Here is a 19,455-nt window from a genome sequence, read left to right as displayed (position 1 = left end):
GCCTTCGCCCGGGAGCATAGCCGCATCCATGAAGAACCTAGAAAAAAAGATCATGCAGGCTTTTGAGGATCGGATCTTCGAAGGAGCCCTGCCCGGAGAGCTGGAAGGACTGGACGACGCCGAGCGCACCGAAGTGGCGCGGTTCGTCGCGGAAACGGCGGCGGAACGCCCGCCGCAGACGGTGCGGCTCAATCTCGAAACCTATCAGGACGATGCCAGCCGCAAGATGCGGCTCGCCGTGATCAACGACGACATGCCGTTCCTGGTCGATTCGATCGCGGCGGCGATCGCCTCGTTCGACCTGAGCATCTTCCGCATCATCCACCCGATCCTGCCGGTGGAGCGCGACGCCAAGGGCGTGGTGACCGACATCGGCGAGAAGGCGAAGGATTCGCAGCCCGAATCGATGATCTACATCGAGATGGAGCGCGCCGACGCCCGCACCCGCCGCGCGCTGACCAGCGAGATCGAGCGGGTGCTCGAGCATGTCCGCGACGTCGTTTCCGACTGGCGCCCGCTCCAGCAGGCGCTGTCGATCGACGGCGCCCGCGTCCCCTCGCGCGAAGGCGAGGCGCTGCTCCGCTGGTTCGCCGACGATGCGATGACGCTGCTCGGCCACGAGAAATGGTCGGTCAGCGGCGAGAGCAGCGACCAGATCGGCCTCGCCCGCTACACCCATGAGGTGCCGCTGCTCGCCGACACCTCCCGCAAGCTCGCGATCGACTATTTCGAGATGGGCGGCGAGATTCCCCTGCTGCTGAAGTCCAACGCCACCTCCACCGTGCACCGCCGCGTGCCGCTCGACATCGTCGTGACGCCGCTGATGACCGGCCAGGATGTCACCGGCCTGTCGATCCATTACGGCCTGTGGACGAGCCAGGCGCTCAACACGCCCCCGGCGATGGTGCCGATGCTGCGCGGCCGGCTGGAGATGCTCGAATCGAAGTTCGGCTTCGATCCCTCGGGCCATACCGGCAAGGCGATGACGCATGCGCTCACCGGCCTGCCGCACGACCTGACCACCGCCTTCGACCTGGAGGCACTGGAGAGCCTGGTGCTCACCGCGATGTCGGTCGCGGACCGGCCGCGCTCGAAGCTGGTGCTGGTGCGCAGCACGCTGGGCCGGCATCTGTTTGCCTTTGTCTGGCTGCCGCGCGAGCAGGTCGCCGCCGGCCACCGCGAGACGATCGGCAACATGCTCACCGAGGCGGCGCACGCCAAGATGATCAACTGGTCGATCGCGCTGGAGGACGGCGTGCTGGCGCAGTTGCGCTACACGCTCGACCTGCGCGGCGACACGACGATGCCGGACGAGGACGAGCTCGACGCGCGCATCGCCCGGATGGTGCGCGGCTGGGGCCCGGCGGTGGAAGCGTGCCTGAACGACATCGCCGGCAGCGGCGCCGCCCGCCTGTCGCTGCGCCTCGCCAACGCCTTTCCCGACGTCTACCGCCTCACCCACACGCCCGAGGAAGCCGCGCAGGACATGGTGCGGATCGGCGGGCTCGAGGACGAGCATGCCCGTTCGGTGCGGATCGTGCCGCTGCAGGGCGAGCCCGGCAAATACCGGATCAAGCTGTACCGCCTGGGCGGCGCGCTGGCGCTGTCCGACGCGGTGCCGGCATTCGAGAATTTCGGCTTCCGCGTGCTCGAGGAAGTGCCGACCGAGCTGACCAACGGCGCCTTCATCCACGACTTCAAGGTCGAGCCGGCGACGCCCAGCACGATGCTGGACCGCAATCCCGCGATCGTCGAGGCTGCCGTGGCGGCGGTGCTCGAAGGCCGTGCCGAGAACGACCTGTTCAACCGCCTTATCGTGGAAGCAGGTCTTAGCCCCGCCGCGGTGGTGCTGTTGCGTGCCTGGTTCCGCTATCTGCGCCAGACCGGCATGCTCTACGGCCTCGGCACCGTGGTCGACGCGCTCCGCCGTGCCCCGCTCGTCGCACTCGCGCTCGTCGACCGCTTCGAGGCGGCGCACAATTCTGCACGCAGCGGCGAGGCCGATGCGGTTGCGCTGGCGGAGAAGGCGATCGACGCGGGCCTGGCGCAGGTCAATGCGATCGACGACGACCGCATCCTGCGCCTGTTCAAGGGCGTCGTGCTGGCAACGCTCCGCACCAACGCGTTCGCGCCCGCCGGTGTAGAGGCGTTGGCGTTCAAGCTCGATTCGGCCAAGGTGCCCGGCCTCCCCGCCCCGCTCCCCTGGCGCGAGATCTGGGTGTACAGCCCACGTGTCGAGGGCATCCACCTGCGCGCCGGCCCGGTCGCCCGCGGCGGCCTGCGCTGGTCCGATCGCCGTGACGACTTCCGCACCGAGATCCTCGGCCTGATGAAGGCGCAGCGCGTGAAGAACGCGGTGATCGTGCCGACCGGCGCCAAGGGCGGCTTCTATCCGAAGCACCTCCCCTCGCCCGCCGTCGATCGCGACGCCTGGCTGGCGGAAGGCACGGAGAGCTACCGCATCTTCATCCGCGCGCTGCTGTCGATCACCGACAACATCGTCTCCGGTGAGGTGGTGCATCCCGAGGGCGTGACCATCCTCGACGGCAACGATCCCTATTTCGTCGTCGCGGCGGACAAGGGCACCGCCACCTTCTCGGACGTCGCCAATGCGCTGGCGATCGAGCGCAATTTCTGGCTGGGCGACGCGTTCGCCTCGGGTGGCAGCGTCGGCTACGATCACAAGGCGATGGGCATCACCGCCAAGGGCGCCTGGGTCTCGGTCCGCCGCCACTTCCTGGAGATGGGCACCGACATCCAGTCCGAGCCGGTAACCGTCGCGGGCGTGGGCGACATGTCCGGCGACGTGTTCGGCAACGGCATGCTGCTGTCCAAGTCGATCAAGCTGGTCGCGGCGTTCGACCATCGCCACATCTTTCTCGATCCGAACCCGGATGCGTCGAAGAGCTGGGAGGAGCGCGCGCGCATGTTCGCGCTGCCGCGCTCGAGCTGGGCGGATTACAACCCCGACCTGATTTCCGAGGGCGGCGGCGTGTTCCCACGCACCGAAAAGTCGATCCCGCTCAGCCCGCAGGTCAAGGCGCTGCTCGACCTCGACGTCGACAGCATCGATCCCAATGGCCTCATGATCGCGATCCTCAAGGCACGCGTCGGGCTGCTGTGGTTCGGCGGCATCGGCACCTATCTGAAGGCGGCGAGCGAGAGCAACGGCGAGGTGGGCGATCCCGCCAACGACCGCATCCGCATCAATGCCGAGCAGGTCCGCGCGCAGGTGGTCGGCGAAGGCGCCAATCTCGGCGTTACCCAGGCGGCGCGCATCGCCTTCGCCCGCAATGGCGGCCGGCTCAACACCGACTTCATCGACAATTCGGCGGGCGTCGATTGCTCGGACAATGAGGTCAACATCAAGATCGCGCTCAACCGCGAGATGATCGAGGGCCGGCTCGGCTTCGAGGACCGCAACGCGCTGCTCGTGTCCATGACCGACGACGTCGCGCACCTCGTGCTGGAGGACAATCGCCTGCAGACACTGGCGCTCTCCTTCATGGAGAATGACGGCGCGCTCGACCTGCCCAGCTATGTGCGGGTGATCGAGATCCTGGAGGCGAGCGGCCGGCTCGACCGCGGCGTCGAGGGTCTCGGTTCCAACGAGGACCTGCTGCGCCGCGCACAGGATGGCCGCGGGCTGACCCGGCCGGAACTGGCGGTGCTGCTCGCCTCGGCGAAGCTGGCGCTGCAGGACGCGATCGAGAAGGGCGACCTCGGCCATGATCCGGCGCTGGTCGGCGATCTCCACGCCGCCTTCCCCAAGGCGATGCAGGAGCGCTTCGGCAAGGCGATCGACGAGCATCGCCTCCGCAACGAAATCGTCGCGACCAAGCTCGCCAATCGCGTGGTGAACCGCCTCGGCGTGCTCCACCCGTTCGAGCTGGCCGAGGAAGAAGGCGCGTCGATGCGCGACATCGCCGCGATGTTCGTCGTGGCCGAACGGCTGCTCGGCCTGCCGGCGCTGTGGGAAGCGGTGGAAACCGCCGAGATCGGCGAAGGCGCCCGTATCGCACTGCTCGACGAGCTGGCGGTGGCGGTACGCGGCCAGATCGCCGATCTGCTGCGCATCACCCGGCCGGGCGCCAGCCCCGCCGAGGTGATCGCGCGGCTGCAGCCCGGCATCGAGGCGCTCGGCCGCGAGACCAAGAGCCTGATGCTCACCGAAGTGCGCGCCCAGGCCGACCGCATCTGCGGCAAGCTCACCGCGGCAGGCGCACCGATCGAGCTCGTCGACCGCGTGGTCCATGTGTTCGAGCTGGACGGTTGCATCGGTCTCGCCGATCTCGGCCAGCGCAGCGGCGTCGACGAAGTGGTGCTCACCCGCGCCTTCACCTCGCTGGGCCAGGCACTGGGCCTCGACTGGGCCCAGTCGACCGCAGCGCGGATCACCACCGGCGATGTGTGGGAACGCCTGCTGATCGCCGGCCTCGCCCGCGACTTCCAGCAGCTGCGGCTGGATTTCCTCGGCCGCGTCGACGGACAGGATCCGCAAGCGGCGGTGGATGCCTGGCTCGCCGAGCACCGCGCTCGGGTCGACCAGTTCAGCGCGCTGGTGCGGCGTGCCCGCCAGTCGGCGGTGCCGAACGCGGCGATGCTGGCGCAGATCGCGGGCCAGGCCCGCGTGCTGCTCGGGCGGGAGTAAGGCTGTAAAATCCTCCACTACCTCAAATCCCCCTCCCGCTTGCGGGAGGGGTTAGGGGGAGGGTGAGTAAGGGTAGCGGGCGATCCGCCGAAGAGGAGCTGACGCAGCGCGGCCCTCTCCTTCGCCCGCGGCCCTCGCTTCCAGCACACACCCTCCCCCTGCCCCTCCCGCAGTCGGGAGGGGCGAATAGAAGAAGAAGGCGCTAGCCTTCGAGCGCCGCAAGCATCTCGAGCAGGTCCTCCGGGAAGATCGGCTCGTCATGCGCGGCGACCTCGTCCCGCGTGAACCAGCGCCAGCCGCGCATCACGCGCTGCTCCAGCGCCGTGTGGCCCCCGGTCTCGATCGCCTCCACCTCGGTGCGAACCAGGAAATAGCGCTCGTCCGCCCACACAGGCACGCCTTCGATCGTCACGAACTCGACGACCCGCTGCGCCACCTCCGGGCCGGGATCGGCGCGGATGCCGGTCTCTTCCCACAGCTCGCGCCGCGCGGCCGCTTCATAGCTCTCGCCCGTATCGACCGCGCCGCCCGGGGTGCACCAGAAGGGCGGCCGGTCGCCGGGATCGAAGCGGAACAGCAGCACCCGCCCTGCGCCATCCAGCAGCAGGATCCGCGCCGCCGGGCGCGCGATGCGCGTGCTCATTCGCCGGGCGCGGTCGCCTTGATCGCCAGCGCGTGGATACGCGTGGCGAGCAGGTCGGCGAGGGCGTGATTGACCTTGCGCTGGCGAGCGACGCGGTTGAGCCCGGCAAACTCCGGGCTCTCGATGGTGACGGTGAAGTGGCTTTCGCCCGTGCCGTCATCGCCCAGATGCCCGCGATGCTGGGCGCTGTCGTTGCTGACATGGAGCTGGGAGGGGGCGAGCGCGGTGCGCAGGCGATCGGCGATAAGATCGGCCAGGGGGCCGGTAGCGAGGTCGGTCATCGCGCCTATATAGGCGGTTTGTTCGAGGGAGTCGCGTGGCTAGCCGTCCGCCGAAAAAGGATCGTCCGAATGCCCGTTTCCATGGTCGCATGGAAGCGGAGGGAAGATTGTGCGCAGAGCCGGGCTGCACCGCCGCCGGCGAGTTCCGCGCGCCGCCGCTGGAAGGCGCGCGCAGCGGCTTCGACGGCCCGCCGCAATTCCGCTGGCTGTGCCTCGACCATGTCCGCGCGTTCAACTCGGGCTACAACTTCTTCTCGGGCATGAGCCCCGACGAGATCCACGAGGCGCAGCGCCCGATCGCCGGCTGGGAACGCGAGACGCGCGCGTTCAGCGCCAACCCCGACGTGCCGCCGCGCTGGGCTGATTTCGCCGATCCGCTCGACGCGATCGGCGCGCGCTTCCGCGATCGGATGAAGGATCGCGGCGAGCGCAAGGACGGGCGGCCGCTCTCCGGCGCGGACCGCGATGCGCTGAAGGTGCTGGACCTGGAGATCGACTGCGATCGCACGGCGCTGCGCAAGCGCTATTCGGAGCTGGTGCGGAAATACCATCCGGACCGCAATGGCGGCGACCGCAGCCATGAGGCGCGGCTGCAGCGGGTGATCACGGCGTATCAGCAGTTGAAGGGGTCGGCCGCCTTCGCTTGAGTTTCGAGGCGCGGGGAAGCCCCCTCCACCACGCCGCTGGCGCGGCGCGGTCCCCCTCCCCCGCTTTGCGGTGGAGGAAACACTTCCCTTGAGCCGTTTCCTCCCTCGGAGCGCAGCTCCGGGGGAGGGGGACCGCCGCCGAGAGCGGTGGTGGAGGGGGCCAGCCGCGAACTTTGTTCTTTATTCGTTCCGAAAAATGCGGCATCCTCCACCCCATCTAAACGGATGGAGTCGCCGAAATGCGCCTTCGTGGAACCCCGCGGACCCGCAGCCTCGCCCGCAAGCTCCGCCGCGAGATGTCGCCCGCTGAGCGCCGCCTCTGGCGCCACCTCCGCGGCGACCCCGAAGGCCTCCACTTCCGCCGACGGCACCAGGCCGGCCCCTATGTCCTCGATTTCTACTGCGCCCGCGCCCGCCTCGCGATCGAACTGGACGGCGCCGGCCACGCCCATGGCGACCGGCCGGAACACGATGCCCGCCGTGACGCCTGGCTCGCGGCCAACGGCATCACCACGCTCCGCATCCCCGCCGACGCCCTGCTCCACAATCTCGACGGCGCCCTCCGCCACATCCTGGAAACGGCACGCAGCCGCTATGCTTCGACCCCGCTCACCAGCCCGAACAACGCCCCGTCCGCATCCAGCCCCTGCACGACGCGCTCGCCGCCCGGTACGTCCATCGGCCCGTTGACCACCGTCCCGCCCGCCGCCTCGATCCGGCCCTTGGCCGCATCGACATCGTCCACCCGGATGTAAAAGCCCCAACCGGTCGGGCCCTCCGCCATACGCGGCATGATCGCGCCGATCGGCTCGCCGCCATCATGGCCGATGAAACTGTACTCGCCCAGCGCGCCCATCGGCATGCCGCCCATACGGGTAAGGCCGAACTGGCGATGGTAGAAGCCCAGCGCCGCCTCGGCATCGGGCGCATGCAGCTCGTTCCAGCCGACATGGCCGAGCCCGCGCCGCTGGTAGACGGTACTGGTCGCACCCTCGGTCGCGCCGCGCATCACGTAGAAGGGAATGCCCTGCGGATCGGTGACCATCGCAATCCGGCCGACCCCGGCCGCATCCCGGGCCGGCACCAGCACCTTGCCGCCCTCCGCGACGATCGCCGCCACGCTCGCATCGACATCGTCGACCCCGAAATAGGCGAGCCAGCCGGGGCTCGCCCCCGCCGATAGCATCGCCGGGTCGAGCTGCAGCATGCCGCCGGCATTGCCGTCCGGCGCCACGATCATGCGATAATCAAGCCCGCCGGGCGGCGCCGCGCCGACCTCCCAGCCGACCACCGCGCCGTAAAAGGCCGCAGCCTTGTCCGCATCGCGCGTCATCAGTTCGTACCAGATGATTTCCCCCTGCCGATTGGTCATGTTGCTCTCCCCTGCCGTCAGCCGTCGCCGCGATCGACGATCGGCTCGAATCCGCCCCAGAACATGCGCTTGCCGTCGAACGGCATCGTCCGCCCCTGCATTTCGGGCGCTTCCATCAGCTTGCCCCAGCCGGCATCCCGCGTCGGCTTGTCGGGCCACAGCACCCAGGCGAAGACCACCGCCTCGCCCTCCTCGGCCAGCGTCGCGCGGTAGAAATCGGTGGCGGTGCCGTGCGGCACGTCCTCGCTCCACGTCTCCATCACCCGCGTCGCGCCGAACTTGAGGAACAGCTCGGCCGTCACTTCCGACAGCGCGCGATATTCTTCCTTCTTCGCCTCGGGCACCGGGATCACATATCCGTCGAGATAGGCCATGGTCGTGCTCCCTCAGGCTGGTACGGGCATCTCGGCCCGCAGGTCCTCGAGCTGCGCCGCGATCGCTGCACCGAAAGCCGGGCGTGCGAGACAGCGCCGCTGATAGGCCGCCAGCGCCGGATGCGCGGCCAGCATGTCCGTATGGTCGAGCATCCGCAGTGCCGAGGCCATCAGCAAGTCCCCAGCGGTGAAGCGGCCCTCCAGATAGTCGCGGTCGCCCAGGGCCGCGGCAAGGTGGCCGAGCCGCTTGTCGACATCCGCGACCAGGCTGGGCCGGCGCAGCCGCGCCCATTCTTCGCCTTGCGCGAACCTGTCGACCGTGGCGAGCTCCATCAGCATCGGCTCGACGCTGTTGAGTGCCGCGACCGTCCAGCTGAGCGCCCGCGCCCGGCCAACCGGATCGCGCGGCAGCAGCTCTTCGGAGCGCTCGGCGATGTGCAGCACGATCGCGCCCGATTCGAACATCCGCACATCCCCCTCGCGATAGGCGGGCACTTGGCCGAAGGGCTGTTCGGCGAAATAGGCCGCCGGCCGGTCCACCGTGCTGATCGGATCGGTGCGATAGCCGATCCCGGCCTCCTCCAGCGCCCAACGGACGCGGAAGTCGCGGACATAGCCACGCGCAAAGTCCGGCACCCAGTCCAGGGTGACGATCTCGATCGGGCTTTCGGAAACCACAGGCATGCTATCCTCTCCTCCGGTTCAGGCATCGCCTTCGCGCTTGGCACCCTTGAGCAACGCGACGATCGCCATCGCGTGGCCGTGCCCCAGTCCGAACTGTTCCTTGAGATCGGCGACGATCGCCCCAGCCTTCACGCCTGCGCGCAAGCCGGAAGCATCGGCCCAGCCCTTCTCGGCGGCGTAGCTGCGGAAATCGTCAGGGCTGCGGCCGGTCTTGGCCTGGATATTGTCGAGATAGGCCTGGAACGACATGGTCGATCTCCTCTTTGGCTCAAGCCGGCTCGGCGGCCGCCTCGAGGGCGGCGATGTCGATCTTGCGCATCGTCATCATTGCCTGCATCGCGCGGGCGGCGCGTGCCCGGTCGGAATCGGCCATCAGCTCGCCCAGCCGGCGCGGCACGATCTGCCAGCGCAGCCCCCAGCGATCCTCGCACCAGCTGCAGTCGCGCTCGGCCCCGCCATGGGCGGTGATCGCATCCCACAGCCGATCGGTTTCGGCCTGGTCCTCGGTGTGGATCTGGAACGAGACGGAATCATTGAACCGCGCCTGCGGGCCGCCATTGAGCGCGATGTAGCGCAGGCCCGCCAGCGTGAACTCCACCACCAGCACCGCGTCCGCCTCTCCGGCGGGATAGGCTGCGGGCGCGCGGACCACCTTGTCGATCCGGCTATCCGGCAGCAGCGAAACGTAGAAGCGCGCTGCCTCCTCGGCGGCGCCGTCGAACCACAGGCAGGGGACGATCTTCTGCGCCATGGCTCAGGCCGGCTCCGCCTGCGCCATCGCTTCGGCGGCGGCGGCCATGTCCATGTGGAACGGCTCGAAGATATGGCCGTCGGGATCGGTGAAGGTGCGGCCGTACATGAACCCCATGTCCTGCACCGGCCGGATGTCGCCCGAGCCACCCGCTGCCGCCGCTTTCTCGACCAGCGCATCGACCGCGGTGCGATCGTCGAGCGGCAGTGCGATCAGCACCTCGGTCGTCGTGGTCGCATCGGCAACCGCGCGCGGCGTGAAGGTCTGGAAGAAGTCGCGGTGGAGCAGCATGAAGGTGAGCGATTCCGACAGCACCATCGCGCTCGCGGTCGGCCCGCTGAACTGCACGTTCCTGGTGCAGCCGATCGCTTCGTAGAAGGCGGTCGCGAGCGGCACATCGGCCACCGGCAGGTTCACGAACACGGCGTTCGGCATCGCTGTCTCTCCCCTTTGTGCAGCGCCTTCGAGTCGCGCGCTGCTTGATTCGTGCCGCGCCTGATCCTAAAACACAACCGTGAAGTTAGAAAATATAACCAACCCCAAGCGCCGCTATGAGGATGCCTGCGGCACCGCGCTCGCGCTGGAGTTCGTCGGCGAGCGCTGGGCGCTGCTGATCATCCGCGAATTGCTGCTCGGCCCGCGCCGCTTCGGCGAGATTCGCGCCGGGCTGCCGGGGCTCAGCGCCAATGTGCTCACCCAACGGCTGCAGGGGCTGGAGGCAGACGGGATCGTCGTGCGCGAGAAGCTGCCGCCGCCGGCGAGCGTGCAGGTCTATGCGCTCACCCCCTGGGGATATGAGGCCGAGCCGGTGGTGATGGCGATGGGCCGCTGGGCGCTACGCTCGCCGCGGCACGATCCCTCGCTCCCTTTCTCGCGCGTCTCGCTGATGCTGGCGCTGCGCATGCTGCTGCTGCCGGACAAGGCCGCGGGCTGGGCGGGCCGCATCGGCTTTCGACTGGGCGAGGAGACCTATCGTGTCACCGTGCACGATGGTGCGCTGGCGATCGACCGTGGCACGCTCGCCGACACCGAAGCGGTGTTCGTCGGCGAACCCAATGACTTCCTGCCGGTATTGTTCGGGGTCATGCCGCTGCCCATGGCACTCGCCGAGGGCAGGTTCGTTGTCGAAGGCGACCAAGGCCGCGCAGCCGCCTTCGCCACGCTGTTCCTGCTGCCGCCCAAGATCGGCGCCTGAACCCTCCCCTTTGGACATGCGGTTGCAGTGCGGCAAACAAGCCACTAGGTCCGGTGCGACTGAAGGATTTGATATGGCCGACATCCCCAACACCCAGCCCGACAGCCGGGAAACCACGATCCTCGACGCGCCCGACAAGATGGTGAAGGTGCGCGACCTGTTCGGGATCGACATCGACATGGAAGTCCCCGCGTTCAGCGAAGCGGACGAGCGCGTGCCCGATCTGGACCCCGCCTATGTGTTCGATCCGGACACCACCCTCGCGGTGCTGGCCGGCTTTGCGCACAATCGCCGCGTGATGATCCAGGGCTATCACGGCACCGGCAAATCCTCGCACATCGAGCAGGTGGCGGCGCGGCTCAACTGGCCGTGCATCCGCATCAACCTCGACGCGCATATCAGCCGCATCGACCTGATCGGCCGCGACGCGATCGTGCTCAAGGACGGCCAGCAGATTACCGAATTTCGCGAAGGCCTGCTGCCCTGGGCGCTGCAGACCCCGACAGCCCTGGTGTTCGACGAATATGATGCGGGTCGCCCGGACGTGATGTTCGTCATCCAGCGCGTGCTGGAGACCGAGGGCAAGCTGACCCTGCTCGACCAGAACCGGGTGATCCGCCCGAGCCCCTGGTTCCGCCTGTTCGCCACCGCCAACACGGTGGGCCTGGGCGACACCAGCGGCCTGTATCACGGCACGCAGCAGATCAACCAGGGCCAGATGGACCGCTGGAACATCGTCGTCACGCTCAACTATCTGCCCGCCGCCACCGAGGCGCGGATCGTGCTCGCCAAGTCCGGCGAATATGACAAGCCGGGCGGCAAGGAGACGGTGGAGAACATGGTCCGCGTGGCCGAGCTGACCCGCCGCGGCTTCATCAACGGCGACATCTCGACGGTGATGAGCCCGCGCACCGTGATCACCTGGGCGCAGAACGCGCTGATCTTCGGCGACATCGGCTTCGCCTTCCGCCTGTCGTTCCTCAACAAGTGCGACGATGCGGAACGGGCGCAGGTGGCCGAATATTACCAGCGCGTGTTCGGCAAGGACCTGCCGGAGAGCGTGGTCGGCCGGGCCTAAGCTGGCCTATCCTCCCCCGCCAGGGGGAGGTGGCGCGCAAAGCGCGACGGAGGGGGAGGATGCCAGACCCTCTCGAACCGTCGTGCGTCCTCCCCCTCCGCCCCGCTGACGCGGGTCACCTCCCCCTGGCGGGGGAGGATCAGGGCCTGCTCTCCAGCCGCCAGCGCAGCGCGCGGACAAACACGCGCACCCGCGGGGGCGTCAGCGCTCAGGTCTGCAAGCGGCCTGAGCTGTCCTGCAACAGCCAGAAGCGGGTGTAGCGCTGCAGGCGGGGCAAGATGATCCATTGCAGCGTCGCGGTGAGCAGCAGCGACGAGGGCAGCAGCTGGAGCGGTAGCGGCACGTCCTTCAACACGGTCCGCACGCCGAGGCTGACGAGCAGCAGTACCGGGAATACCGTCAGCCAGGTGGTGACGAAGCGCTTCCACTTGCTCGCGCTGGCGTCGCTCGGCAGGTCGAAGGCGATGCGGTCGCCGGTCTGGATCTGGCGGAGCGCCGTGGACCAGCCGTCCGCGACGGCGACATGCGCGCGCACCGCGTCGCTGTCATGCCATGCCTCGGCGCTTGCGCGATCGTCGAAGCGGAACAGTAGGTGCTGGAAGCCGGCGGTCTGCCCGAGCCGGATCGCCGCGCGATAGCCCGGCGCGGCCTCGGCAAGGTCGCCCAGCGCCGCCGCCCAGCGCTCGAAATCCTGCTCGTGCCCGGCACGGATCGCGCGACTGGTGACGACGGTGGCGGTTTGGGGAGGATCGGCCGGCATGGCGGGAGAACGTCCGCGCCGCCCTGTCGTTGCCGGCTGGCCGAACGTGCCGCCCTTACGCGTCCGCCCAGCGGCGCAGCAGATTGTGGTACACCCCCGTCAGCGCCACCACCTCGGCATGGCCCTGCCCGACTTCGCCGACCAGGCCCTGGATCGAGCGGTCGAGGTCGAACAGGATCCGCCGCGCGCCGTCGTCCCGCACCATCGATTGCAGCCAGAAGAAGCTGGCGACCCGGGCGCCGCTGGTCACCGGGGTCACCCGGTGCAGGCTCGACGACGGATAGAGGATCGCATGGCCCGCCGGCAGCTTGACCGATTGCGCACCGAACAGCCCCTCGATCAGCAGCTCGCCGCCGTCATAGGCGTGCGGATCTTCCAGGAACACGGTCATCGACAGGTCCGAGCGCACGCGGAACTCGCTGCCGCGCTGGATGCGCACGGCATTGTCGACGTGCAACCCGAAATTCTGGCCGCCGGCATAGCGGTTGAACAGGGGCGGGAAGATCTTGAGCGGCAGCGCCGCGGCGATGAACAGGGGCGAGCGTGCCAGCGCGTCGAGGATGATCGCCCCCGCCTCGCGCGCCGCCGGGTGCGTCTCGGGCAGCTGCTCGTTGCGCTTGGCGAGCGCTGCCTGCGGACCCGAGGTGACGTTGCCGTCGACCCATTCCGCCGCATCCACCAACGCACGCACGCGGGCAAGCTCGGCGGGCGACAGCAGGTCGGGGATCGGGATCAGCATGCACACACTCCTGCGCGGGGAAGGGTCCTGTCCTGTGATCGCTCGCCGCCCTGCGGGACATGCGCCAGATCAAGGGCGGAGAAAAGAAGCGCCCCTCCCGGCAGGGAAGCCGGAAGGGGCCGAGGGGTCGCGGCCTTCGCGATCAGAAGCGATAGTTGAGGCTCAGCACCGCCGAGCGGCCGTCGCCCGGGGTCGCCCAGCCATTGTTGCGGATCCGGGTGTAGTAGAGCGAGTCGGTCGCGTTCTTCACGTTCACCTGCGCCGACAGCGCGCGGGTGATCTCGTAGGAGAGGAACGCGTTATGGACCCAGTAATCGGGGCTGTGGAACACCTGGGTCGCACCCGCCGCCGGCAGGTTGAGCGCCGCCTTGCCCTGATAGGTAACGCCGTAGCCGAGCGTCAGCCCGAACGGCAGGCGATAGGTGGTGAACAGGCTGCCAGAATGGTCCGGCGTGTACTGCAGCGCGGCGTTCCTGGCATAGTCGATCGTTCCGGCCGGGCTGTTCTTCGCGATGCCGCGCAGCACCTTGCCGTCGAGATAGGTGTAGTTGGCGGTGACCGACCAGGCCTTGGTGATCTGGCCCACGGCACCCAGGCTCACGCCGTCGACTCGCGACTTGCCGTCGAGCTGCTGCTCGGGGACGAGCGGGTCGCCGGTAGCCACCTTGTAATTGGTGCGCTCGTTGCGGAACACGGCCGCGGTGAGCAGCAGCCGCCCGCCGAACACTTCGGCCTTGCCGCCCACTTCATAGTTGCGCGCGGTTTCCGGATCGACGTTGCAGGTCAGCGCGGTGCACGAACCGTTGACCGAGGTCTTCGATGGAGTCTTGGAGTTGCCGTACGCGACATAGAGGCTGATCGCCTTGACCGGCTTGTAGACGAGGCCCGCGCGGTAGGAGAACAGCTTGTCGCTGTTGTAGAAGACCGTGCCCGGCGTCACCTGGCCCAGCGTCGCGGCCGTGGTGGAGACGGTGTCGGCGCGGTAGCTGCCGTCGTTGGATTCCCAGCGCAGGCCGCCGTTGATCTCGACATGCTCGCCCAGCTTCATCGTGTCGAACAGATAGACGGCATAGTTGGTCAGCTCGCCGGTCTGCCGTGCGCTTTCGATGAAGTGGATCGGGCCGGTATAGACATTGCTGCCATAGGTCCGCGCGATCCCGCTCGCTGCCGCCGGACCTGCCACCACCGCGTTCGGATTGGTGATGCTGATCAGCGGGTAATAGAGGAACGGGCTGGTGCCGTCGGCATTGCGCAGCACGTTGCCGGCGGAGAGCGCGAACTTCTCCCAGCTGGCCGAGGCGCCCAGTGTTACCGAATGCTCGATGAAGCCGGTGTTGAACCGCGCCATCAGGTCGACCTGGTCATAGGCGAGCTGGTTGCGGGTGTTGCGGGTGTTCCCGCGTGGGCCCGAGGCATAATAATAGCCGGCCGGAACGGTGAGCGTACCGGTGGTCGCGCCGGTGAAGGCGACGGTGCACGGCGCGCCGGTGGGCGTCAGGCCGTTCGCCAGGCACCAGGTGCCCTGGGGCGGATCGACGATGCTGTGCTGGGTCACATCCTGCCAGCGCGTGACGTTGCGGATCGTCACCCGGTCGTTGAAATGATGCTCGAAGGTCGCGGTCGCCTGGTCGACATTGCTCTGCTGCGTGTCGACGTTGCGGAAGCCGTAATAGCTGGCGCGGCTGACGCCCGGCAGCGAACCGCCCGCGACCGAGAAATAGGGCACGCCATATTGCGGCGTGTTGTCGTCTTCCTGGTGGAGATATTGCAGGGTCAGCCGGGTCGGGCTGTCGATGCCGATCGTCACCGCGGGCGCCACGCCCCAGCGCTTCATCGTCTCGACATCGCGGCCGGGCACGTCGTTGTCGTGCTTCATCGCATTGAGGCGGAAGGCGATCAGATCGTTGACGCGCACATTGGCATCGACCGTGCCGCGGTAATAATTGTCGGTGCCGACGCCGCCCGAGGCGAGGATGCGGGTATTCGCCTGCGGCTTCTTGGTGACCATGTTGATCGAGCCGCCGACCGAGCCCGCGCCGTTCTGCACCGAGTTCGGCCCGTTGACGACTTCGAGCTGCTCGAGGTTGAACGGATCGGTGCGGGTGTATTGCGCGCTGTCGCGGATGCCGTCGACGGTGATGTCGGTATTGGCCGAATAGCCGCGCAGATTGATCGAGTCGCCATAACCGCCGCCGCCTTCGCCCGCACCGAAGGTGATGCCGGGAACGGTCGCCAGCATGTCGCGCAAAGTCAGCAGATTCTGCTGCTCGATCACCTCGTTGGTGAGGATGGTGATGGTCTGCGGGGTGTCGCGGACCGGACGCGTCGCCTTGGGCGACTGCTGGTGCGGCGAATAGGGCTGGCCGTTGACGATGATGGTGTCGCGATCCTGCGCGGTGTCGTCCGCAACGGCGCTGGTGGCGGCGCCGTCCTTCGCGTGCTTGTCGTCGGCCTGGGCGGGTGCCGAGACGAGGAAGCCCACACAGGCGAGTGCAACGAATGCCGGCGCATTGGCCAGCGTCGCAGAAGTGCGATTCACGTAATTCCCCTTTAATCGTCGTTACGGAGGCGCTTATTGCGACCTATTCGCATTGTCAATGCGATTGCGAGCGAGTTGCATAAACGCCGTTCAGCACCGACATCCGGGGCGGGGTCCGTCGGAGGAGTTCCTGCGCAGGAGCATCTAGCCCGAGTAATGGCGGCACCTAGCGCGACGGCGTGGGTCACCCGAACGGCTTCGGTGCCCGCCTTCTCCCTATTTATCGGATTTATTCTGCCGAAAATGGCGAATCGAGGTGCCGAGAAGGCGTATTTAATTGTTGGACAAACGCAGCTCGGCTGCCGATACTATGCCAAAGCAAATAATGGGGAGGATTGGATGCGTTCACACCAGCTGAAACGTCGGCCCGCAACTGCGCTGCGGGTCGGGCTCGCCATGGCGGCGCTGCTCGCGGCGCCCCTGCCGGCGCTCGCGCAGAACGACAAGATGGCGGTGATTGCCACGCCGGCGCAGCCCAGCGCGATCGAGCTCGGCACCGGCCCGCTGCCCGGCGCCACCGCGACCGAAAGCTGGCACAGCCAATACGGCAGCGTGTTCGCCCGCAACGTGACGGTGGCGACGCTCACCCCGTTCCTGCCCGACCCGGCCAAGGCGAACGGCACCGCGGTGATCGTCGCGCCCGGGGGCGGCTTCACTTCGCTGTCGATGCAGAATGAAGGCTGGGACGTCGCCAAGGCGCTCGCCGCGCACGGCGTCGCCGCCCTCGTGCTGAAGTACCGGCTCAACCAGACGCCGCAGGATCTCGCCGCCTATGAGGCTGCGATGAAGGCACGCTTCGCCGGCGGTGGCGGCGGCCCGCCGCGCGGCGCCGATCCCAAGGCGATGATGGCGGGAATCGCGACCCAGGTGACCGATGCCCGCGCCGCCTTCGCGCTGGTGCGCAAGCGCGCGGCCGAATGGCACGTCCAGCCGGACAAGGTCGGCATGGTCGGCTTCTCGGCGGGCGCGATGCTCACGCTGGCGACCGCGCTCGATGGGCAGGATGCCAAGCCCGCCTTTATCGGCACGATCTACGGCCCGCTGACGACCTTCCAGGTCCCCGCCGATGCGCCGCCGCTGTTCGTCGCGCTCGCCGCCGACGATCCGCTGTTCGGCAATACCGGCTTCGGGCTGATCGACAGCTGGCGCGGCGCCAAGCGGCCGGTGGAGTTCCATCTGTTCGAACAGGGCGGCCACGGCTTCGGCATGTACCCGAAGAAGACCACGAGCACCGGCTGGTTCAACGAATTCGTCCGCTGGATGACGATGCACGACTGGGTCAAGCCGGGGGCTTGATCTCCCCGTATCCTCCCCCGCCAGGGCGAGGTGGCAGGCCGCAGGCCTGACGGAGGGGGAGGACGCACGACGACCAGAGGTTCTGGCATCCTCCCCCTCCGACCCGCTGCGCGGGCCACCTCCCCCTGGCGGGGGAGGATAAGCTACCTTCGCGTTGTCGCCATCAGCCAGGTCCGGATGGCGCTCGCCAGGTTCGGCGGATCCTCCGCGCTGATCCGGGCATGGTCGATCGCCGCGACCAGCGCGCTCAGCGGCAGCGTGGCGTTCACCGCCGCAGCCTCCAGCGCCGCCCAGAAGATCGGCTCGAGGCTGATCGAGGTCGGGTGGCCGGCGATGGTGATCGAGCGCTTTACCGGCCCGTGAAAGCCCCCCGGCGGGGCCGTGATCTCCAGCCCCACCGCGTCACTCGGTGTCGAACAGGGCGGCCAGCTGCTCGACCATCGTGCCGGCCAGCTGCTCGGCATCCATGATCGTCACCGCGCGGCTGTAATAGCGCGTCACGTCGTGCCCGATGCCGATCGCCGCCAGCTCCACCGGCGAGCGCGCTTCGATCCAGCCGATCACCTGGCGCAGGTGCCGCTCCAGATAGGAGCCGGAGTTCACCGACAGCGTCGAATCGTCCACCGGCGCGCCGTCCGAGATCACCATCAGGATCTTGCGGTCCTCCGGCCGGGCGATCAGCCGCGAATGCGCCCAAAGCAGCGCCTCGCCGTCGATATTCTCCTTGAGCAGCCCCTCGCGCATCATCAGCCCGAGAGACTTCTTGGCGCGGCGCCACGGCTCGTCGGCCTGCTTGTAGATGATGTGGCGCAGGTCGTTGAGCCGGCCGGGCTGCGCGATGCGCCCCTCGCCCAGCCACTTCTCGCGCGACTGGCCGCCCTTCCACGCACGGGTGGTGAAGCCGAGCACTTCGGTCTTCACGCCGACGCGCTCCAGCGTACGCGCCAGAATGTCCGCGCTGATCGCCGCGATCGAGATGGGCCGACCGCGCATCGAGCCCGAATTGTCGATCAGCAGCGTGACGACGGTGTCCTTGAACTCGGTGTCGCGCTCGATCTTGTAGCTGAGCGACTGCATTGGGTTGACCACCACCCGCGCCAGCCGCGCCGCATCGAGCAGACCCTCGTCCTGGTCGAAGTCCCAGCTGCGGCTCTGCTGCGCCATCAGGCGCCGCTGGAGCCGGTTGGCGAGCTTGGTCACCGCGCCCTGCAGATGCACCAGCTGCTGGTCGAGGTACGAGCGCAGCCGCTCCAACTCGTCGGTGTCGCACAGGTCGGTGGCGGCGACGACTTCGTCGAACTGGGTGGTGTAGGGACGATATTCGAAGCTGGGCGGCAGGTCGCTCCACGGGCGGTTGGGGCGGACGGGCATCATGCCCTCGTCGCCATCGTCGCCAGGCTCGCCGTCGCCATCGTCCATGCCGTCGGACTCTTGGTCCTGGTCGCCTTCCTCGCCCTGTTCTGACTCGCGCTGTTCGCCGCGCGCCTCGGTCTGGCCCTCGCCCTGCTGCTGCTGGGCCTCGCCTTCCTCTTCGCCCTGTTCCTGCTGCTCTTCCTGGCCCTCGTCCTCGCCGCCGCTCTCATCGGCTTCGTCGGGGACCATCTCGCCTTCGGTCAGCTCTAGGTCCTGGAGCAGCTTGGCGGCGAGCGCCGCGAAAGCGTTCTGGTCGTCGATCGCCATCGCCATCGCGTCGAGATCGGAGCCCGCCTTCTCCTCGATCCAGTCGCGCACCAGCGCCAGCCCCAGCGCGGCGCTGGACGGCGATTCGCGGCCGGTCAGCCGCTCGCGCACCATCAGCCCGAGCGCGGTCGACAGCGGCACCTCGTCGCGGGTGCGGGCGCGGCCGATCGGGTCCGAACGCAGCCGCATCGCCAGCGCCTGCTCCAGATTGTCGGTGATGCCTGCATAGCCGCGCGAGCCCAGCGCCTCGACACGGGCGGCCTCGATCGCGTCGTAGACCGCACGCGCGACCGGCTCGCGCGGGGCAGTGCGGCCGTGCAGGGTCGCGTCATGATGGCGCATGCGCAGCGCGAAGCTGTCGGCAAAGCCGCGCGCCTCGGCGATCTGTTCGGGCGGCAGGGTGCGCGACGGCATCGGCACCTTGATCGTCTTGCCGCTCTGGAACGGCGCATCGGCGGTGAAGCCGAATTCGAGTTCGTCGGCACCCGAAAGCGCGCGCGCGGTGCCCGCGAGCACGTCGCGAAGCCGGTCGAGAGGATTGTCCTGCGCCATCCCTCCCACATGCGCCCGGCGGGACAGAAGTCAAGGAAGGCGCGGGGGAATGGCCGAGGGGGAAGGTGCGCATCGCATTCCCACCCGCTCGTCATCCCCGCGAAGGCGGGGATCCATTGGGGTCGCCGTTGCGGCTCCTGCTGCGAACGCACTGGCAAATGGATCCCCGCCTCCGCGGGGATGACGATGGAAGCTTGGAGAAGGTGAAAGATG

Annotated in this window: 18 protein-coding genes and 1 pseudogene; 6 read left to right on the top strand and 13 right to left on the bottom strand. The window is 68.2% G+C overall.

What is annotated here, in order from left to right; genetic code table 11:
* Positions 1-28: 28 nt before the first annotated feature.
* A complete protein-coding gene (locus BM009_RS17610; protein ID WP_093298170.1) occupies positions 29-4,651 on the top strand; it encodes an NAD-glutamate dehydrogenase in 4,623 nt (1,540 codons plus the stop codon).
* Between the two features lie 202 nt (positions 4,652-4,853).
* On the opposite strand, the gene BM009_RS17605 is transcribed toward BM009_RS17610, so the two are convergent.
* Positions 4,854-5,294 (bottom strand): NUDIX hydrolase, encoded by a 441-nt coding sequence (locus BM009_RS17605; protein ID WP_093298169.1) that lies wholly within the window; start codon positions 5,292-5,294, stop codon positions 4,854-4,856.
* Positions 5,291-5,575, bottom strand: coding sequence for a BolA family protein (locus BM009_RS17600; RefSeq protein ID WP_093298168.1), 285 nt, complete (start codon positions 5,573-5,575; stop codon positions 5,291-5,293). The genes BM009_RS17605 and BM009_RS17600 overlap by 4 nt, the downstream gene beginning before the upstream one ends.
* Positions 5,576-5,664: 89 nt before the next feature.
* Here BM009_RS17600 and BM009_RS17595 point away from each other — a divergent pair, with 89 nt between their 5' ends.
* Both BM009_RS17595 and BM009_RS17590 read left to right on the top strand, forming a co-directional pair.
* Entirely contained in the window at positions 5,665-6,222 is a 558-nt protein-coding gene (locus BM009_RS17595; RefSeq protein ID WP_093298166.1) for a J domain-containing protein, read from the top strand.
* A 239-nt stretch (positions 6,223-6,461) separates the two neighbouring features.
* Positions 6,462-6,743: pseudogene (locus tag BM009_RS17590) on the top strand (endonuclease domain-containing protein); the annotation flags it as partial.
* 71 nt (positions 6,744-6,814) lie between these two features.
* On the opposite strand, the gene BM009_RS17585 reads toward BM009_RS17590, so the two are convergent.
* The 6 genes from BM009_RS17585 to BM009_RS17560 are packed head-to-tail and all read right to left on the bottom strand — an operon-like array spanning position 6,815 to position 9,838.
* Entirely contained in the window at positions 6,815-7,594 is a 780-nt protein-coding gene (locus BM009_RS17585; RefSeq protein ID WP_093298165.1) for a VOC family protein, read from the bottom strand.
* A 17-nt stretch (positions 7,595-7,611) separates the two neighbouring features.
* Positions 7,612-7,968, bottom strand: a complete 357-nt coding sequence (locus tag BM009_RS17580) for a DUF1428 domain-containing protein (protein WP_093298163.1) — start codon at positions 7,966-7,968, stop codon at positions 7,612-7,614.
* Positions 7,969-7,980: 12 nt separating this feature from the next.
* On the bottom strand, positions 7,981-8,652 hold the full coding sequence (locus tag BM009_RS17575) for a glutathione S-transferase family protein (RefSeq protein ID WP_093298162.1): 672 nt from the start codon (positions 8,650-8,652) through the stop codon (positions 7,981-7,983).
* A gap of 18 nt (positions 8,653-8,670) precedes the next feature.
* The gene (locus BM009_RS17570; RefSeq protein WP_093298160.1) at positions 8,671-8,901 is read right to left on the bottom strand and encodes a DUF4287 domain-containing protein; all 231 of its coding nucleotides are present in this window, start codon (positions 8,899-8,901) and stop codon (positions 8,671-8,673) included.
* 19 nt (positions 8,902-8,920) lie between these two features.
* Positions 8,921-9,403 carry a VOC family protein gene (locus tag BM009_RS17565; protein ID WP_093298159.1) on the bottom strand — a complete coding sequence of 161 codons (483 nt, stop codon included), beginning with the start codon at positions 9,401-9,403 and terminating at the stop codon, positions 8,921-8,923.
* Between the two features lie 3 nt (positions 9,404-9,406).
* Complete coding sequence (locus BM009_RS17560) at positions 9,407-9,838, bottom strand: VOC family protein (protein ID WP_093298157.1); 432 nt, start codon at positions 9,836-9,838, stop codon at positions 9,407-9,409.
* A gap of 79 nt (positions 9,839-9,917) precedes the next feature.
* Between BM009_RS17560 and BM009_RS17555 the strand changes: the two genes are divergently transcribed.
* Both BM009_RS17555 and cobS read left to right on the top strand, forming a co-directional pair.
* Positions 9,918-10,598, top strand: a complete 681-nt coding sequence (locus tag BM009_RS17555; protein ID WP_093298156.1) for a winged helix-turn-helix transcriptional regulator — start codon at positions 9,918-9,920, stop codon at positions 10,596-10,598.
* Between the two features lie 73 nt (positions 10,599-10,671).
* On the top strand, positions 10,672-11,676 hold the full coding sequence (gene cobS, locus BM009_RS17550; RefSeq protein ID WP_093298154.1) for a cobaltochelatase subunit CobS: 1,005 nt from the start codon (positions 10,672-10,674) through the stop codon (positions 11,674-11,676).
* A 208-nt stretch (positions 11,677-11,884) separates the two neighbouring features.
* Here cobS and BM009_RS17545 read toward each other — a convergent pair whose 3' ends face one another.
* From BM009_RS17545 to BM009_RS17535, 3 genes are all read right to left on the bottom strand, one after another.
* Complete coding sequence (locus BM009_RS17545) at positions 11,885-12,436, bottom strand: putative antibiotic biosynthesis monooxygenase (RefSeq protein WP_093298153.1); 552 nt, start codon at positions 12,434-12,436, stop codon at positions 11,885-11,887.
* 55 nt (positions 12,437-12,491) lie between these two features.
* Positions 12,492-13,175 carry a Fe2+-dependent dioxygenase gene (locus BM009_RS17540; protein WP_093298151.1) on the bottom strand — a complete coding sequence of 228 codons (684 nt, stop codon included), beginning with the start codon at positions 13,173-13,175 and terminating at the stop codon, positions 12,492-12,494.
* 142 nt (positions 13,176-13,317) lie between these two features.
* On the bottom strand, positions 13,318-15,714 hold the full coding sequence (locus BM009_RS17535; protein ID WP_093298150.1) for a TonB-dependent receptor: 2,397 nt from the start codon (positions 15,712-15,714) through the stop codon (positions 13,318-13,320).
* Positions 15,715-16,053: 339 nt separating this feature from the next.
* Here BM009_RS17535 and BM009_RS17530 point away from each other — a divergent pair, with 339 nt between their 5' ends.
* Positions 16,054-17,010 (top strand): alpha/beta hydrolase, encoded by a 957-nt coding sequence (locus BM009_RS17530; RefSeq protein WP_093298148.1) that lies wholly within the window; start codon positions 16,054-16,056, stop codon positions 17,008-17,010.
* 143 nt (positions 17,011-17,153) lie between these two features.
* On the opposite strand, the gene BM009_RS17525 is transcribed toward BM009_RS17530, so the two are convergent.
* Positions 17,154-17,408 carry a ribbon-helix-helix domain-containing protein gene (locus BM009_RS17525; RefSeq protein WP_175488097.1) on the bottom strand — a complete coding sequence of 85 codons (255 nt, stop codon included), beginning with the start codon at positions 17,406-17,408 and terminating at the stop codon, positions 17,154-17,156.
* Positions 17,409-17,412: 4 nt separating this feature from the next.
* Positions 17,413-19,242, bottom strand: a complete 1,830-nt coding sequence (gene cobT / locus BM009_RS17520; RefSeq protein ID WP_093298147.1) for a cobaltochelatase subunit CobT — start codon at positions 19,240-19,242, stop codon at positions 17,413-17,415.
* Positions 19,243-19,455: the final 213 nt, after the last annotated feature.

The organism is Sphingomonas sp. NFR04 (assembly GCF_900114095.1).
In the GTDB taxonomy this organism is placed as follows: Bacteria; Pseudomonadota; Alphaproteobacteria; order Sphingomonadales; family Sphingomonadaceae; genus Sphingomonas.
This window is presented reverse-complemented; position numbering and strand designations above follow the sequence as displayed.

What these genes read in the sequence shown, in the direction of transcription:
- BM009_RS17575 (WP_093298162.1), bottom strand. Translation starts at nt 8,652, where the DNA reads ATGCCTGTGGTTTCCGAAAGCCCGATCGAGATCGTCACCCTGGACTGG.
- BM009_RS17585 (WP_093298165.1), bottom strand. Translation starts at nt 7,594, where the DNA reads ATGACCAATCGGCAGGGGGAAATCATCTGGTACGAACTGATGACGCGC.
- BM009_RS17530 (WP_093298148.1), top strand. Translation starts at nt 16,054, where the DNA reads ATGCGTTCACACCAGCTGAAACGTCGGCCCGCAACTGCGCTGCGGGTC.
- BM009_RS17545 (WP_093298153.1), bottom strand. Translation starts at nt 12,436, where the DNA reads ATGCCGGCCGATCCTCCCCAAACCGCCACCGTCGTCACCAGTCGCGCG.
- BM009_RS17610 (WP_093298170.1), top strand. Translation starts at nt 29, where the DNA reads ATGAAGAACCTAGAAAAAAAGATCATGCAGGCTTTTGAGGATCGGATC.
- BM009_RS17580 (WP_093298163.1), bottom strand. Translation starts at nt 7,968, where the DNA reads ATGGCCTATCTCGACGGATATGTGATCCCGGTGCCCGAGGCGAAGAAG.
- BM009_RS17595 (WP_093298166.1), top strand. Translation starts at nt 5,665, where the DNA reads ATGGAAGCGGAGGGAAGATTGTGCGCAGAGCCGGGCTGCACCGCCGCC.
- BM009_RS17605 (WP_093298169.1), bottom strand. Translation starts at nt 5,294, where the DNA reads ATGAGCACGCGCATCGCGCGCCCGGCGGCGCGGATCCTGCTGCTGGAT.
- BM009_RS17565 (WP_093298159.1), bottom strand. Translation starts at nt 9,403, where the DNA reads ATGGCGCAGAAGATCGTCCCCTGCCTGTGGTTCGACGGCGCCGCCGAG.
- cobT (WP_093298147.1), bottom strand. Translation starts at nt 19,242, where the DNA reads ATGGCGCAGGACAATCCTCTCGACCGGCTTCGCGACGTGCTCGCGGGC.
- cobS (WP_093298154.1), top strand. Translation starts at nt 10,672, where the DNA reads ATGGCCGACATCCCCAACACCCAGCCCGACAGCCGGGAAACCACGATC.
- BM009_RS17540 (WP_093298151.1), bottom strand. Translation starts at nt 13,175, where the DNA reads ATGCTGATCCCGATCCCCGACCTGCTGTCGCCCGCCGAGCTTGCCCGC.
- BM009_RS17570 (WP_093298160.1), bottom strand. Translation starts at nt 8,901, where the DNA reads ATGTCGTTCCAGGCCTATCTCGACAATATCCAGGCCAAGACCGGCCGC.
- BM009_RS17560 (WP_093298157.1), bottom strand. Translation starts at nt 9,838, where the DNA reads ATGCCGAACGCCGTGTTCGTGAACCTGCCGGTGGCCGATGTGCCGCTC.
- BM009_RS17600 (WP_093298168.1), bottom strand. Translation starts at nt 5,575, where the DNA reads ATGACCGACCTCGCTACCGGCCCCCTGGCCGATCTTATCGCCGATCGC.